We start from the raw sequence: 14,598 nt of genomic DNA on the forward strand, positions 1-14,598 counted from the left end.
GGCTGAGAGTATTGTTTTCTCAGTCCATTTTGTTATAGTCATTGCTCATCCTTCCGCTTTCTCTTTAGCTTTCGCTATATCCTTTTTCACTCGCTCGATCATTTCCGCCAGCTTTTCTTCGCATTCCTCGCGCGTTTTCGCGTAGATATTGTGGCTTTCCCGCTTGCCGTAGGCATTGGTTGGTGTGTACCGTCCCTCGTACAGGTGGTCGTTAATCATCGTGACACAGCCCGTCCCGGGTTTGCGTATTTTGGGTTTGTACGGCGTGAATTCGACCGGGGAGGTATCTTTCCTTTCCTCCCGCGCTATCGTCGGCATTTGGGCGTCTGTGCCGCCGATTTTGCGGTCTATATGCACCGCCGCCTGCCTTTGCATAGTATCGGTGATATGGCTGTAAATATCCAGCGTGGTTGCTGATGACACATGGCCTATAGTTGCCGAAAGAGTTTTCACATCCATACCGTGCTCCAGCGCCATGGTCGCAAATGTGTGACGCAAATCGTGAAAGCGCACCTTTTTACAGCCTGCCCGTTCCAAGATCAGTTGTAACCGTTTTCTAACCGATGACGGATTTCTCGGTCTGCCGTTATCAGTCGGTGACGGAAACATCCATTCCGAATCCACCGTTTTCTTATACGCCACAAGGGTTTTCAAGAGTGACGGCGGCAGAATAACGGTGCGTATCGAGGCTTTTGTTTTCGGCGCCGATATAATCACCTCTGCCTTGATGATATATACCTGCCGTTCAATGCGAAGCTCTCCTGTTGCGAAGTTGAGGTCGCACCATTTGAGCGCCAATATCTCACCGCGCCGCATCCCCGTGCCGAGCTCCAGCAGGAAGAGCTCATAACAGCCTTCTTCCTTTGCCTGATGCAAAAACCGCAGAATCTCGTTTTGCGTCAGCACCTGCATCTCCCGCGCTTTTTTCGGCGGGAGCTTACAGCCGACGGCGGGATTGGTTCGTATCAAACCGTCCTGTACCGCCCGCTGTAAAGCTGTGCGGCAGTTGGCATGTATCCCCCTTATCGTTCTGTCCGAAAGTCCCTTTCCGTAGGTTTTTGCGTGCAGTTTTCTTCCGTCTGTCTTTTCCTTTGCGTAGAATTGCTGTAAATCCGACTGTGACAGCCTGTTCAGCGGAATTTTTCCGATTTCGGGAATGATATGATTGTAAATGCGGTTTTCATAGTCGGTTCTTGTGGTAATACGGAGTGTGTGTCGGCAGTAGGTCTGATACCAGAAGTCGATCCAATCCCCGAACGGCATATCCGGCTTGATTTTATCGGAAGAGCGTCCATACTGTTCTTTCAGCTTTTCCAGCTTTGCACTGCATTCTGCTTTTGTTTTCGCCGTTACGCATTTTGTAATCGGCTGACCTTTCTCGTTGTACCCGACAACAATTCTTCCTTCCCACCGACCGTCTTTACGCAGGCGTAATGTGCCCTCACCATTTTTTCTTTTTTTAGCGATTGGTATCATCTCCTTCAAGCATAATCTCATCCATAAAGCTCCCCACGATAGCGGAAGCGTTTCTCTGCATATCGGTGGTCACATGGGTGTAGGTGTCCAGCGTAAAGCTGGCGTTGGTATGCCCGAGGATTCCCGACAGGGTTTTCGCATCCACGCCGCCCGCCAGCGCGTGAGTGGCGAAGGTGTGGCGCAGATCGTGGAACCGAATCAGCGGAAGCTCAGCCTGTTTTAACAGTGTTTTTAATCGGTGGTAAGCATAGTCGGGGTGCATCGGTTTTTCGGGCTCATAGATATTCGGGAATATCCATTCGCTGACTGCCGTTTCTTTTCGCTTCCGCAGAAGTTCCGCAGTGCTCGGCGGCAGGACAATCGTGCGCGTTCCCGTCTCGGTTTTGGTTTCGCCGATATTCAATCCGCCGCCTTTCCTTTTAGCAACCGAGCGCCTCACTTTCAGCTTTCCGTTTTCCACATCGAAGTCCTCCCACTTCAGTCCGCAGATTTCACCCCGCCGCAGTCCTGTGGTCAGCTCGGTGTAGAAGAAATCGTACCACCGCTCATCCTGTCGGATGCGCTGCATGAATCGCTCAAGCTGTTCGTCATTGAGTATCTGCTTCGGCGGATAATTGTTTTTGGGAATCGTTGTGCCGACCGTTGGATTTTTAACAATCAGCCGTAGGCACACCGCCATATCCAGCGCTTCGTGCAGCATCATATGAATACCGCGCACCATGCTGTCGGCAAGCTCTGTGCCGTGCAGCTTGTCAGGGTTCACCCGACCTTTCTTTTTGACGGTGTTATAGAATTTTTGAAGCTCCTGCGTGGTCAGCGCCGACAAAGGTCTGTCGCCGAGATACGGTTTGATTTGATTTTTAATCATCGCTTTGTAAGAATCAAGCGTGCTTTCACGAATCGTGAAGATCATATATTCATTGATCCATCGGTCAAGCCACTCGCCGAGCATCATATTCGAATCCTCGGTGAGGTCGGCGTCGCGGTACATCTCGATGCAGTCGTGGAGCTTTACGATTAACTCCTTTTGTGTTCGGGCAAGCACATAGCGGTGAATCGGATCGCCGTTCTTTTTGTGACCGACAACGATGCGGCCTTCCCATCTTCCGTCTTCGCGCTTGCGCACCATACCGTCTCCCGACGGCCTTCGCTTTGCCATAGTATCACATCCTTTCGCAGTACAACACAATACCACATACATGGCGGAATATCCAGCTAAATTTGCGGTAAAATTCGCAACCCCTAAATCAGCGAGGTTAAAATTCGAGCAACCCCTAAATCGCAGTTTTTGTTGCCATCCGTAAAAGCCCTGCAAACCCTTGTGCGGTCGGCGTTGCCGTCCGCTGTGAATCGAGTTGCGGGTCGCTTGCGACCCCAACTCTTTCTCCTGCTTATTTTCGGACGAGCCGTAAAACTGCCGTTAAACCGCCGATTTCCCGTGTTTGCGGTCAAATTCAGCGAGTTTTTTCAAAGCCGCCTGACGCCGAACTTCTTCGTGCAACCGTATCAGCTGTTGCTCGTAATACTGCTCTAATGCTTCCGCAATCGGGCGGATTGTATAGCGCAAATTTCCGTTGCGCTTTTCTCCGTTTTGGGTGATGACGGAAGTCGGCTCGGCAGTAATCAACTGCTTTTCAATCAGGCTGTCTACATATTTCTTGACGGTGTTTTTGCTCACGCCGACAGCGTTGCCAATCGTTTTGTAGCTTGGATGGCACTGAAAGGTTTTTCGGTTTTCACATCGGAGCAGATACGCATAGACAGCAATCTCACCAGTGCTGAGACCCAAGCTGAAAATTTCATTCGGCAGAGGAAAATAATCCCGGATCGCATCACGCTTTGGATATCGGGTAAATTTCAAATGTTGCCTCCCGTCTTTTCTTCGACCCATGCGCGGAATTTTTCTTTCGGTACGATGAGCCGTGAGCCGATACGCAACGACGGAAACCCTTTCTCGTGCATCAGCTCGTAGCTGCTTGAGATGGAGATGCCGAGGAGCTTGGCTACCGTTTCAGCATTAAGGAACAGTGGCAGATCCTCATAAGCGGTGTAAACAGATTCTTTCATTGGTTTTTCCTCCTGTTAAATTCACACGGTTTTTCGCCGTGTTATGTAGAGGACTGCTGTTTTGCAAAACAAAAAGACCCGCACTCAATCCCGATGCGTAGTTGCATCGGTGATTATGTAAGTGCGAGTCTGAAACTCAAAATAAAAATATGTGTATTCAATTGTCAGTTGCTTTATTTACTTACAGTATAACATACCAGGGAAATTCTGTCAAGTTTTTTGCGCCAACAGTGTATATTCCGGCGCTTTTGCGGGAATACTGTTTTCTTTGTTTTCTGCGGTGCAGATTTTAACCGTGCTGTGTCGAACTGAAAATCGCAAGGCCAAACCGCGAAATCGGCTCGGCCTTGTTTCTGCAAATTCAATCCTCTGACGGCTCGTACAACACTTCGGTCATGATTCTCGCCGCGAGCTTAAAGCCGCTGATAAACGCTTCGCGCTCATTCATACCGTGCAGTTCCGCCTCACAGTCTTTGAGCTTTCCAAAGATTTCTTTTTGCTGAGCCGTAAGCGTCGGTATCAAACTATCCTGATGCCGAATAACATAAGCTCAACACTTCACTGTAAGCACTCCCGCGCTTAAAACTGTGTTCGTGCGGAACGATATTGCCGTAGTACAGATCTTCAAGCGTTGTCATTTTCATTCCACCTCACATAAGAAGAGGACGACATGTCATCGGTCATACCCGACACCGTGTCGCCCTCATTTTTCATTTTCTCTGCCGCAATCAGCGTGTGCTTTACAAGCAGCATTTCAAGCCAAGTACGCTCGTCGTATTCCGACGGACGCCCATTCATAAGATAGTCCGCCGTTGCCGCACTCATCACATCATACTTTTCGCCTCTGTAAATTTCTTCTACAGTCACTCGTGCCATATCTGCACCTCCTTTGCAGTACACAACAGTACCACAGAGGAACGCGGAAGTCCAGGTATTTCTCAATAAAATTCTAATTCTCCCTCTATGTTGCGAATTAATTTCTCTGCTTTTTTTCGAAAGGTAGAATCGATATCATATCTTAAAAACGATATTAAATATGATCTGTACCCAATTAAAAATTGTGTAAATTGAAAAACAGAATTAAACGGATATACTTTTAAGTTTCGATATTCCAAACTTGTTTCATTTACTAATCGCAAAAATCCAGTTGGATCTGTTTTTAATAAAGTATGATTATTTTTAGAAAAGGTAATTGCTTTTTTAATATCCATTAAACGGCTACGAGAAAGCCTAATACCTGTATCGGAAACAACATAACCATTCAGCGAAATCTCATTTTCGCTAAATTTCAATTTGCTATAATTAATCTTAAAATGCATTGATGCAAGAATAAACTTGATTTTTTTTATAAACCATTTTTTCGTTTTAAAATCAAACATATTGCTTGAGAAAAGCATGTCATCAGCATATCTAGTGTATGTAATACCTAAAATTTGACAATACTTTGTTATCCTTTGGTCAATTCTTGTCATAACTATATTTGAAATGACGGGAGAAGTAGGAACGCCTTGCGGTAAAACACCTTCATATGTACATATTTCAGATATTAATTCTAATATTTTTTCTTTTTCTTCATCTGTATCAAATGAAAGCAAATGCGAAAATGTGTCTTTTATTATTTCGCTCGTAATAGATGGAAAGAAATCTTTAATATCCATGCGAACGAAATATTTAGCTCCTATATGAGACTCCAAATACGATATGTAGCTTTCTCCTCGAACAAATCCCTTTACGCATATCGGTAACCCCTGCTTATTCAAATAATATTTATTGAAATTTCTTTGCAACACATATAGAGATGATCCTTCTGGGAGAAGAGTTATGGTTCTAACTCCATTTTTCTTAGGGATATCAAACTGGATATAATCTTTTTTTGTGATGGAACTTCTAACCTGATTATAGGAGAGATTCCATGCAACCTTACAAAACGATTCAATTGTCATTTTACCTCTCCTTTCAATGAACAACAGAACGAAGCGAAGTACTTTCATAATAAATCGCGAAGCGCGTGCTAAACGCCGAATGTGCGATGTGAATAACGGCGCGACACGGCGGGGATAGCCAATTAGTGACTATAGTTCCTTGGAATTTAGTTTGCCGAACTAACATCAAGGCCTTGATTGCTCAAGCATTGCTACTTCGCTTCGTCCTGCTGACATCAACTTATTATAGCATAAATTTTTGTAAAAAGCTCATATAATTCCGGAAAATTAAATTCAAATTCCTTTACAAAAGCAGTTTGCGTCTCTGAATTACTTTCAAAATATTGTTTCATTCCTCTCGGACTTTTGTCTATATCCTCAGGAATCATTTTTGAGAAAAAGAAATCAATGTATTCTGAAACCCATCCAGAAGTTTTTTTGCCCACCATAACCTTTTCGATAATTAAAGCATCCTTTTCGTCCAATCTCTTTTTAACGCCATCATTACCTTTGTAATTTTTTAACAAATCCGTCTTACCATTATAAACTAATCGCATTATATTAAATTGATCAGTCTTCATATATGAATTTAATAATGTTAAGAACTCTTGGAAATCACTTGGTTTTGTTTTTTGTTTTAAAAACTCTAAGGAAAACTGTAGACTATGTTCACTTACTAAGGCTCCTTCTATCGTTGTCCTAAATGTAAAAACTCCATAAGTCATTAAGTAATTATGGATTGCTTGCGTAAAAATTTCTAAACTTACATCATTGCAACTAAAATAAGGTTCATAGTAATGAACTTTTAATTTCTCGGCCATTTTTATAATTCTCAAATGCAAGTGATATAAATAATCGGAATGATTTTTCTTATTCCTAAAATAAAACCGTTCTTTTGCATTATTAAAATATTCATTTTTCAATTCAAACCGTCTGCTTGCCGTATCATACCGGAATGTTTTATCCGCATCTATTAAACAAATATATGGGACATTTGATTTTGTCTTTTGGGGATTCATAATATTTAAAATTGGCTCTTGCGACATTGCCTGAAAGACATCTATTATTTTCAAAAATGGAAATAAAATACGCAAATACGGATTTGAAAAAAGTTCAAGTTCTGTCTCGCCCTCGACAAATAAGATTCCCTTCGAGAAATAAGAGTTGATATGATCGTCTAACACTCGATACTTTGATGATGGACTATATTGTTGAAACCTTTTCATTAAATTCGTAACTGTGTAATTATTTTCAAGTTTCACATTATATAAAGTTACACTTTCAAAGGATAACATACGCTTGATCAGTCGAGAAGAATGAGTAGAAATAATCGGTTTCAATTTACTATCAAGAACCATTATAGCATCTGCCAATTCGTCAATAAAATTAGGATGCAAACTTATCTCCGGTTCGTCAATAAGCACAACGGGTTCTTTCATTTTATTTCTAGCAATCTCATTTATTGCTCGCAAAAGCAATTCAATGTATTTCACAGAATTTGTACCTGTCGAAAAGTACTGTAACCCTCTTCCTTTTTGCTGAATTTTCTCCCCCGAAAAATAGATTTTAGAAAGAGAACTTGCGAACTCTTTTGAAGTCTCAGGAACAACGCTTAATTTTGACGAATCAAAAACCTCGCGAATAGCTTTTACTTTGTTAGCAGTTTCAATATCATTTTCCACTATATCGCGCACTTGCTTTTCTAATGTTTTTCGTTCAGAGTTTGACACCTTCGACAATTCGCCAAGGACATTCCAAACTTCCGCCCATTCATTTATATCAAGGTTTCTAACATCAATATAAAAAAACGGGAACAAACTTTTTAAAATTGTTCGCTTTTGGAACGGTTCGCTCCATTGAATTCCTCTACCTTTGATTTGAGACATTTGTATAGAGATTGTTTTCTCTTTTTGAGAAGAAACCAATGCAATAATAGATTTAAAATATTCGCTATGTCTTGATTTTTCGGTATTATCATCGAATAAATCAGCAAAATCGTTTATTTGTGTTTTTGAAATAATCACAAAATTAGACAGGTCGAAAGTTAAAGTGATTTTAACTTGATTGCTAAATTTATTGTTTGCATCAAAAACCATTTCGCTAGTGTTATTTTCAGTCAAATTGCTATAAAAATAATTTATAGCCTCAAGAATGTTGGTTTTCCCCGTACCATTAGCACCAATCAGCGCAGTTATATTGTTTAAGTCAATATCACAACGTTTTATCGACTTGTAGTTCTCTATCCTTATATGTGTTACGGGCACAACTCTCACATCCTTTTATTATTGATTGCGTATATTAAATTCCGTTATACTGGTTTATCTCATGTTGAATAATTTTCGTGGTCCAGCTAGTAAAGGTTTTGAATCATATCTGCGGTTACGTGTTCTACGATTACATCTTTTCTTGCAAGGAATATTGGATCGTACATTAATTCTTTTACCATTATGTTATACACCGCTAATAAAATAAGAACAACATAGAAACCAACGAAATAAGTTTATTTTTGTTTTCTACTATTACAACTGTAGTTCTGTTATATCAATTTTTGTATTTTCAAGATAGTGTCGATACATTTTCTCGGCAGGCAAAAGGCGCACCTGAATATCCTGCAGCCCGAGATTACTCAACATAGCAAGGGATGTAGTGCCTTTTGAAATTATTTCCGGGGAAGCAGTCGGCATAAGGAAACAGTTCCTCACTGATCTAATCTGATGTGCTTCCACAAAAGGCTGATACGCCAACTGGTACAGATATTGCTTAGTGATGGATTCGATGCCAGGCTGCCCACGCAGCTTTTTGTTGTGTTCCAATTGGATGTTATAATACTTGGCGTCAAAAATGATGAACTTGTAGTCCCCGTCGACATTAACGATAGAAACGAGGTCAGGAATGAGAGTATCCTTAGCCTGCTTCACAAACGGTTCGCCGCTCGGCGCAGTTCCAACCCACTGCGGTTTATCAATCAAATCAATGAGTTTCTTATGCCGCATGTCGTGGTATTGCTCGGCCAACGGCACAGGCAATCGCAGACCACCGATTGGCTTCTGTAACTGGTTGTCCATTACTTCTGCACAGACTTCCTCCCATACCAGGTTAAAACTGTTTGTGCCGAACATACTGAAGCAATCCAGATCGTCCAGTGCGCTGCTGTTGGCTATGTAAGCATATATCGTTTTCAGTAGAAGCTGCTTGCGGGTGTTGAACTGGACATTGAGTTCCTTGACAATACGCTCCAGAACATACTCTTTGTCACCGAAATCCTCAATCTGCTCATCGGAAATGTCGACACCCATGATGTCAAACAGATCCAACAGGTCGGCATCCCTCAATTCCTCAGTGCAGCGGGTGAGGATGCTCTCGTGCAGACGCTTGAAAAAATCGAAATCGTCATTCACACGCTTCATAGTTAGCAATTCCGGGTAATACGGCCGGTTGTTGCTGAGAAGGGTGAATGTTTCGTTGATGGTTTTATCCCAGAGGATATCACCGGATCCGTTAGATTCGATGATATCCTGCGTGTTGGTATAGGCACCATATTCGAAATAATCCTGGAAGAGGAACAGCATAACAGCCAACATATTAAATGCACTGCTGTCACTCGTATCATTGTACATACGAATGATCTGCTCCTTGAAATTGTATTTTTCCAGAACCTTAAGCACCTGTTTCAGTTCTTCCTTTGGGGCCGTGGCATCAAGCAGATATTTTGGATAGCATTTCAGCACACGACCCTCAATGGTAACGACACCCACAAAAGTGAATACATACAGATATTCGTTTTCGCCGACCTCAACATCAGCGATTTCGATGTCCTCATCTACCAAGTCGGTAAGAGCCTTTTGGGTGTCATTTGCTTTTACAGCTTTCAATACGCCATATTCTTTCAGGCGCTTCAGAATGCGGACAGTCTTTTCCTCGGAGCAATGAAACTCTTTAACCAGGTCTTCCTGGGTATAGCGTTTTTGTTCTCGTAAAAATACTGAAATCATTCTCCATCATCCTCTGGGACATTATCAATAAACTGGCTGCTAATTGCTTCACAGAAAATATACACGCCCTTGGTGTCAAATTCTCTGCAAATCTTGGAATACTGGTTCTTTGCTTTTTCATCGCAACCGCCGAAAAGTGTAAGGCGTTTCTGTTTTGCGGCATCATCGAACAGGTACATAATGACTTTGTTCTTAAAGATGCGAGTGAACACAGCAGGGTCGATTATTTCACCTTCCGGCAGATTTTTCTTGGAAATGAAATACGGACCCATCAGCTTGTCCTCGTTCACTTTATAAGTGAGCAGTTCATTGTTGATGGCTTTACGAAGTGCATTCCATTCCACAATGCGGCGATAATCGCCTTGGCCGAGGATGACCTTTTTGCCAACAATTCCAGATTCACTGTCATCAATGCCCAAATAGGTGAAATCCCATCTACGCTTGAAAGCGGTATCCATCGGGAATACGCCCTGATCGGCACTGTTCATGGTAGCCCAGATGAACATATTGTCCGGAATGCGAATTTCGGAGTAATCGTCCGGGTTTCCGCCAAGTTCACCTGCCAGATACTTTTTAATGTCCTCAGATGCCTGAATAGGATATTCGCTGACCTCGTCATCACCGCGGTCGAGCAACTGGAATACGTCTCCAAACACGGCTGCAACATTGGCACGGTTGATTTCCTCAATTACAAGCAGGAACGGCTTTGGTGCATCGGTTCTGCTGTTCTGGAGTGCTTTCACATAGGTACGCATAAACGGACCAGGCACATAAGAATAAGTGATTGCATCCTTTCCATCGCTGTCCTTACAAGGCACTGGTTTATATGTACCGACAAAATTAGCATATGAATAGTCAGGATGAAAGGTTACGCGCTCGTACTCACCATACATACTACGGTCGATAGTGTTTTCATCCACATTGCGGTCGCCATATAGTAGTTCTTTGCGGTCGCCGTTTAGTGTAAAACTCTTACCTGTGCCGGGGGCACCGAATAGAATACGGTTACGAGAAAATTCACTGTGGTAGCCTGTGCTGAATTTGATTTCCTGCATCATGGCAAAAATCCAGTCAATTAATGGTTTCCTCGCATCCTCGCGATCAGGTCTCCATTCGGAGGAAACAAAATATCCTGTGTTCCCTATCACATATTTTTCGGAATAATAACGAGCGTTTCCGTTAGCATCTTTGCGTTGCTCATCTTCGGCTAGTTCGGGATTTACACGCAAGAGAATACCATTCAGAGAATTATGACTGAACAATTCTGCACACTGTTCTTTGTTTTGGAGTGTTTCCAGGGAACTGTCGGTGAATAATCCATGCGATTTCATGAAATCAAGGCAAGCAAGTATAAATTCCTGGTTTTCCTTATCCATCCATTCTTGGCGAAGATCATTTAAATCAATCGCAGGTTCGGTAGCCGGAGCCGTGATATAAACCTTAGGTTCCAATTGATGGAAAGCAGCAACCCTATCTGCGTAGCGTCTTAAAGCATCTGTGTCAATCGCAGTTACTGCATTGTTACGCACAGAAAGGTTTGAAATAAGGTTTTCTGTGAGAGCAGATTTCAAAATTCGCAGAGAGCCTTTAGCTTCTTTGTCGCCAGAAATATCCACAGCGTCCGCGTGGGATAGGACAGCCTTGTACACACTTTCCAGATTAAATACAACATCTGTTCCGTTGTCAATTAACTTATAGTATGCAGATTCTGATATGGCGGTCAAAAAACGGATAATGTTCTTTTCTTTTTCGATATCGGCATTTAGCTCAAACCCAAGCCATAAGAAAAAGACCCTGATATAATCGGTATCGTCACCACAAACGGCATCGAGCAGATCCATATTAAGAGTAAACCATAATTTTTTAGGGAAACGGGAGCCACCGGTTCTTTCGGTGCTGTTTGGTTTGCCGTCAGAAAATCTGATTTTTGCTACCTTCCAAACAAGCTCAAAAGCAACCAAAAGAGCTTCAAGCTGTGCTTTGAACATTAAATTATTGTTCACCTTATCACGAAATTGCTCTAAGGTTACACCATCGGAAACCTCCTGCAGTTTCTGATACAGTTTTTCTTCAATATCTGTCCGCAGCACAATTGCGTTACCCTGTGTGGACGAATACTCCAATTCAGAAGGGCGTCCCATCTCTCGCCACATGAGGAAAAGTAATGCCAGTGTTGGCTTTACAGACGGAAGAGAAGATTTAATACCTAATTTTAAGTCTATTTGGTCATATACAGTAGCAGATTCTGGTCTGATCATAATTTATTGTCCTCCATATCTTTTTTAATCACGGTTGCAATGGCATTAGCCAAACGTGGCGGGACTGCATTTCCAACCTGTTTCATTTGAGAACTCTTTGTCCCAGTGAAAACAAAGCTATCCGGGAACGACTGAATACGTGCTGCCTCGCGTACGGTAATAGCCCGATTCAAATAAGGGTGTGTGAAACGACCAGAAGATGGCGTATCGAATCTGGTTGTGATAGTAACAGAAATATCATCTTTTATCATTCGGGACCAGGTACCGCTATAAATGGATTTTGTCAGATGCTCGTCGGGTAAAACTTCCTTTCCGCAGTTCGGCGGGATAAGTGCCAGCCTTTCCAACGCCAATTTTGAATGTTTAGTAGCAACATGATTATGAAGCACACACATATCTCCACGCAGAGATTTTGCATAGTCGCTGGCAGGAAGGTCAGCGTATCTCTGTTCTTCTTGACCCTCACCAGATTCAAGAAAAGCCAAGTCGCCAATTGCATCCCAAATTGTTACTCGTTGTTCGGTTTTGACCGGTAGTGCCGGCGCTTCTCCGTCTCTCTTGCCGATAATTACAGCACGCCTTCTGTTTTGTGGTACACCGTAATTTGCTGCATTCAGAACATCTGTGTTCAAATGATATCCCATACCATTAAACAACTCAACGATCTCGTTTTGAAAGTATCCATTCTCAGCGGTTAGAAGGTTTGGTACATTTTCCATGACGAAATACCTAGGGCGAACAAGTTTCACGACTTTGACATAATACTTGAATAAAAAGTTACGCTCATCATGAATAGTTTTACGCTGTCCTTTTTGAGAGAAGCCCTGGCATGGAGGACCACCAATAATTACATCGATTTTTCCGGCAAACACGCCGAAGGTATCTTCGAGATTTAATGCAGCGATATCACCGACCACCATTTTAGTTTCATGGTGATTCTTTTGGTATGCGGCTGCAATTTCAGCGTCGTACTCATTCGCAAGTACAACATGAAACCCGGCTTGCTCAAATCCAAGCGACAAGCCGCCAACACCTGCAAAGAGATCAATAACTGTAGGTTTCATTCAACTTAATCCCCTTCAATGCGTTTTTTTGCCATTTCAAAGTAATTTTCATCCAATTCAATTCCGATAAAATTGCGATCGGCTCGTTTGGCTACAACTCCAGATGTACCACTCCCCATGAAAGGATCAAGAACCCAATCTCCTTTATTAGATAGGACTTCAACAAAATGGTTCATTAAAATCTCCGGCTTTTGCGTGGGGTGCTTTCCATATTTGCGCTCACTGGCAGGGGTTACTCCGGTTTCGATGAAATCGTGTAGCACGGTACCATTATTGTTAAAGGTTCCGGTGCGGGTTTTGTATGTGAAATAAATCCAGGTTTCTGTTGAATTCACAAAATGCAAATTCATATTGCGTGGCATAGGATTCAGTTTGTGCCAAATTCCTGTAGTCTTATAGTAAAATCCGTGCTTTTCAGCCAAGCTGATGGTCGTTTCAACTTTGATGGCTGCCATAAAAACGATCATCGACCCGCCTTTTTCCATAACTCGTGCAGCTTGTTCAAAAAAACCATCCATAGCGTTGACCCATTCATCGTATTCAAGATTATCCCAACCTGCGGCTCCAAAAAAATTATCACGCATCTTTTTGAGATTGGTGTCTCTGCTTATCATAAAATTTCCAAGATTATATGGCGGGTCAGTCAGAATCAAGTTAATAGAGTGATCTGCAATTCTAGCCATAGCCTGTATGCAATCACTATTATAAAGTATCACTTTTGACATACCATTGTTCCTTCCTAGTAAATAGTTATTCCATTGCGCTCTGTCCGCTTTTCACCCATTCTTCCAGTTCGGAGCGTTTGAACTTCCACTGCTTTCCAATTTTGTGGGCGGGTACACTTTTATCTTTTATCCATTTACGCAAAGTAACAGGCTTGATATTAAGAAACAACGCTGCGTCCTCAATACTAATATAGTTTTCGTTAACTAAGTTAGATAAATAATCAGCCATATCTGTACTCCTTGTTTAGATTGTTGGGAACACAATATAATTATATTATAGCGTTTCTTTGAGATCCTTTCAAGTAGTTTTATGTGATTTTTTGATATTTGCGCTATTTTATAATATTTGAGATCAAAACTTATTATTCTCTGTAGTAGAGAATAATAAGCCAAAATATAAACCAGTAAGCAGTAATACAATGGTTGAAATATCCATTGACATGAAAATAGCTCCTCCATAACAAGTGAACTTCCACTAACCCTTTTTCTTTGTCTACTGCGGTGCAAATTTTGACTTGAACAAACTGTTGTTCAGAGTTATAATAACCGTATAAAAAGCAATCGCCTCTCGCGTGATAACGAGAGGCGTGTATTGCGTATTATTCTGTAGAAATCCTGTTGACCACATAACAGACCACCTACCGTTTCGGAGCATTCGGAAACAGTGGACTGGGGAGCACCGAAGAGCGCGGTTTTCCGAGCGGAAAGGGGCGAAAAAAGACATTTTCCGCGGAAAGTGCCATCATAAATGCGTTTGGGACCAAGATGCCGCAGGTTCAAGTCCTGTCGCCTCGACCAAAGAAAACCGCTTGAACAGCAACGTTTGTACTGACCCCAAAAAGTTAGACAAAATTTTCAAGCTACACAACAGGATTGAAGTCTGAATTGAACCGGACTCAATCCTTTTAATTTTGCTTTAATTCTTTTATTATTATAGTACCATATATATTTCTCTAATTCAATTTTAAATTCATCCAATGATGAGAATTTTTTTAAATATAATAATTCTGACTTGAGTAATCCAAAGAAGTTTTCCATAACAGCATTATCAAGGCAATTCCCCTTCCTTGACATGCTTTGTATCATTCCTTTTT

The 14,598-nt window shown here is 42.0% G+C and carries 15 protein-coding genes; all 15 read right to left on the bottom strand.

Features of this window, described 5'->3' with window-relative positions:
* Window positions 1-45 precede the first annotated feature (45 nt).
* On the bottom strand, window positions 46-1,476 hold the full coding sequence (locus KQI32_RS07895; protein ID WP_216424621.1) for a site-specific integrase: 1,431 nt from the start codon (window positions 1,474-1,476) through the stop codon (window positions 46-48).
* Window positions 1,460-2,635, bottom strand: coding sequence for a site-specific integrase (locus KQI32_RS07900; protein ID WP_216424608.1), 1,176 nt, complete (start codon window positions 2,633-2,635; stop codon window positions 1,460-1,462). The genes KQI32_RS07895 and KQI32_RS07900 overlap by 17 nt, the downstream gene beginning before the upstream one ends.
* A 261-nt stretch (window positions 2,636-2,896) precedes the next feature.
* Window positions 2,897-3,337, bottom strand: a complete 441-nt coding sequence (locus KQI32_RS07905; RefSeq protein WP_216424609.1) for a helix-turn-helix domain-containing protein — start codon at window positions 3,335-3,337, stop codon at window positions 2,897-2,899.
* Complete coding sequence (locus KQI32_RS07910; RefSeq protein ID WP_216424610.1) at window positions 3,334-3,543, bottom strand: helix-turn-helix domain-containing protein; 210 nt, start codon at window positions 3,541-3,543, stop codon at window positions 3,334-3,336. Before KQI32_RS07910 ends, KQI32_RS07905 begins: the two co-directional genes overlap by 4 nt.
* 361 nt (window positions 3,544-3,904) lie before the next feature.
* Window positions 3,905-4,066, bottom strand: a complete 162-nt coding sequence (locus KQI32_RS13410) for a DUF6809 family protein (RefSeq protein WP_253291114.1) — start codon at window positions 4,064-4,066, stop codon at window positions 3,905-3,907.
* Between the two features lies 1 nt (window position 4,067).
* A complete protein-coding gene (locus KQI32_RS13645) occupies window positions 4,068-4,187 on the bottom strand; it encodes a DUF6809 family protein (RefSeq protein WP_374197065.1) in 120 nt (39 codons plus the stop codon).
* Window positions 4,168-4,419: a hypothetical protein gene (locus tag KQI32_RS07920; protein WP_216424611.1), complete on the bottom strand. Its 252-nt coding sequence runs from the start codon at window positions 4,417-4,419 to the stop codon at window positions 4,168-4,170. Before KQI32_RS07920 ends, KQI32_RS13645 begins: the two co-directional genes overlap by 20 nt.
* A gap of 62 nt (window positions 4,420-4,481) precedes the next feature.
* Window positions 4,482-5,486 (bottom strand): reverse transcriptase family protein, encoded by a 1,005-nt coding sequence (locus tag KQI32_RS07925; protein ID WP_216424612.1) that lies wholly within the window; start codon window positions 5,484-5,486, stop codon window positions 4,482-4,484.
* 215 nt (window positions 5,487-5,701) lie between these two features.
* Window positions 5,702-7,729 carry a retron Eco8 family effector endonuclease gene (locus KQI32_RS07930; RefSeq protein WP_216424613.1) on the bottom strand — a complete coding sequence of 676 codons (2,028 nt, stop codon included), beginning with the start codon at window positions 7,727-7,729 and terminating at the stop codon, window positions 5,702-5,704.
* A gap of 255 nt (window positions 7,730-7,984) precedes the next feature.
* Entirely contained in the window at window positions 7,985-9,457 is a 1,473-nt protein-coding gene (locus KQI32_RS07935; RefSeq protein WP_216424614.1) for an LlaJI family restriction endonuclease, read from the bottom strand.
* Entirely contained in the window at window positions 9,454-11,715 is a 2,262-nt protein-coding gene (locus KQI32_RS07940; RefSeq protein ID WP_216424615.1) for an AAA family ATPase, read from the bottom strand. The genes KQI32_RS07935 and KQI32_RS07940 overlap by 4 nt, the downstream gene beginning before the upstream one ends.
* Window positions 11,712-12,779 carry a DNA cytosine methyltransferase gene (locus KQI32_RS07945; protein WP_216424616.1) on the bottom strand — a complete coding sequence of 356 codons (1,068 nt, stop codon included), beginning with the start codon at window positions 12,777-12,779 and terminating at the stop codon, window positions 11,712-11,714. Before KQI32_RS07945 ends, KQI32_RS07940 begins: the two co-directional genes overlap by 4 nt.
* Before the next feature lie 5 nt (window positions 12,780-12,784).
* Window positions 12,785-13,504: a site-specific DNA-methyltransferase gene (locus KQI32_RS07950; RefSeq protein WP_216424617.1), complete on the bottom strand. Its 720-nt coding sequence runs from the start codon at window positions 13,502-13,504 to the stop codon at window positions 12,785-12,787.
* Window positions 13,505-13,529: 25 nt separating this feature from the next.
* On the bottom strand, window positions 13,530-13,733 hold the full coding sequence (locus KQI32_RS07955) for a helix-turn-helix domain-containing protein (RefSeq protein ID WP_216424618.1): 204 nt from the start codon (window positions 13,731-13,733) through the stop codon (window positions 13,530-13,532).
* A 626-nt stretch (window positions 13,734-14,359) separates the two neighbouring features.
* On the bottom strand, window positions 14,360-14,598 hold a 239-nt coding region (locus KQI32_RS07960; protein ID WP_216424619.1), incomplete at its 5' end, for an IS3 family transposase.

The sequence above is a fragment of the Acetivibrio sp. MSJd-27 genome (assembly GCF_018918095.1).
Classification (GTDB): Bacteria; Bacillota; Clostridia; order UMGS1840; family HGM11507; genus HGM11507.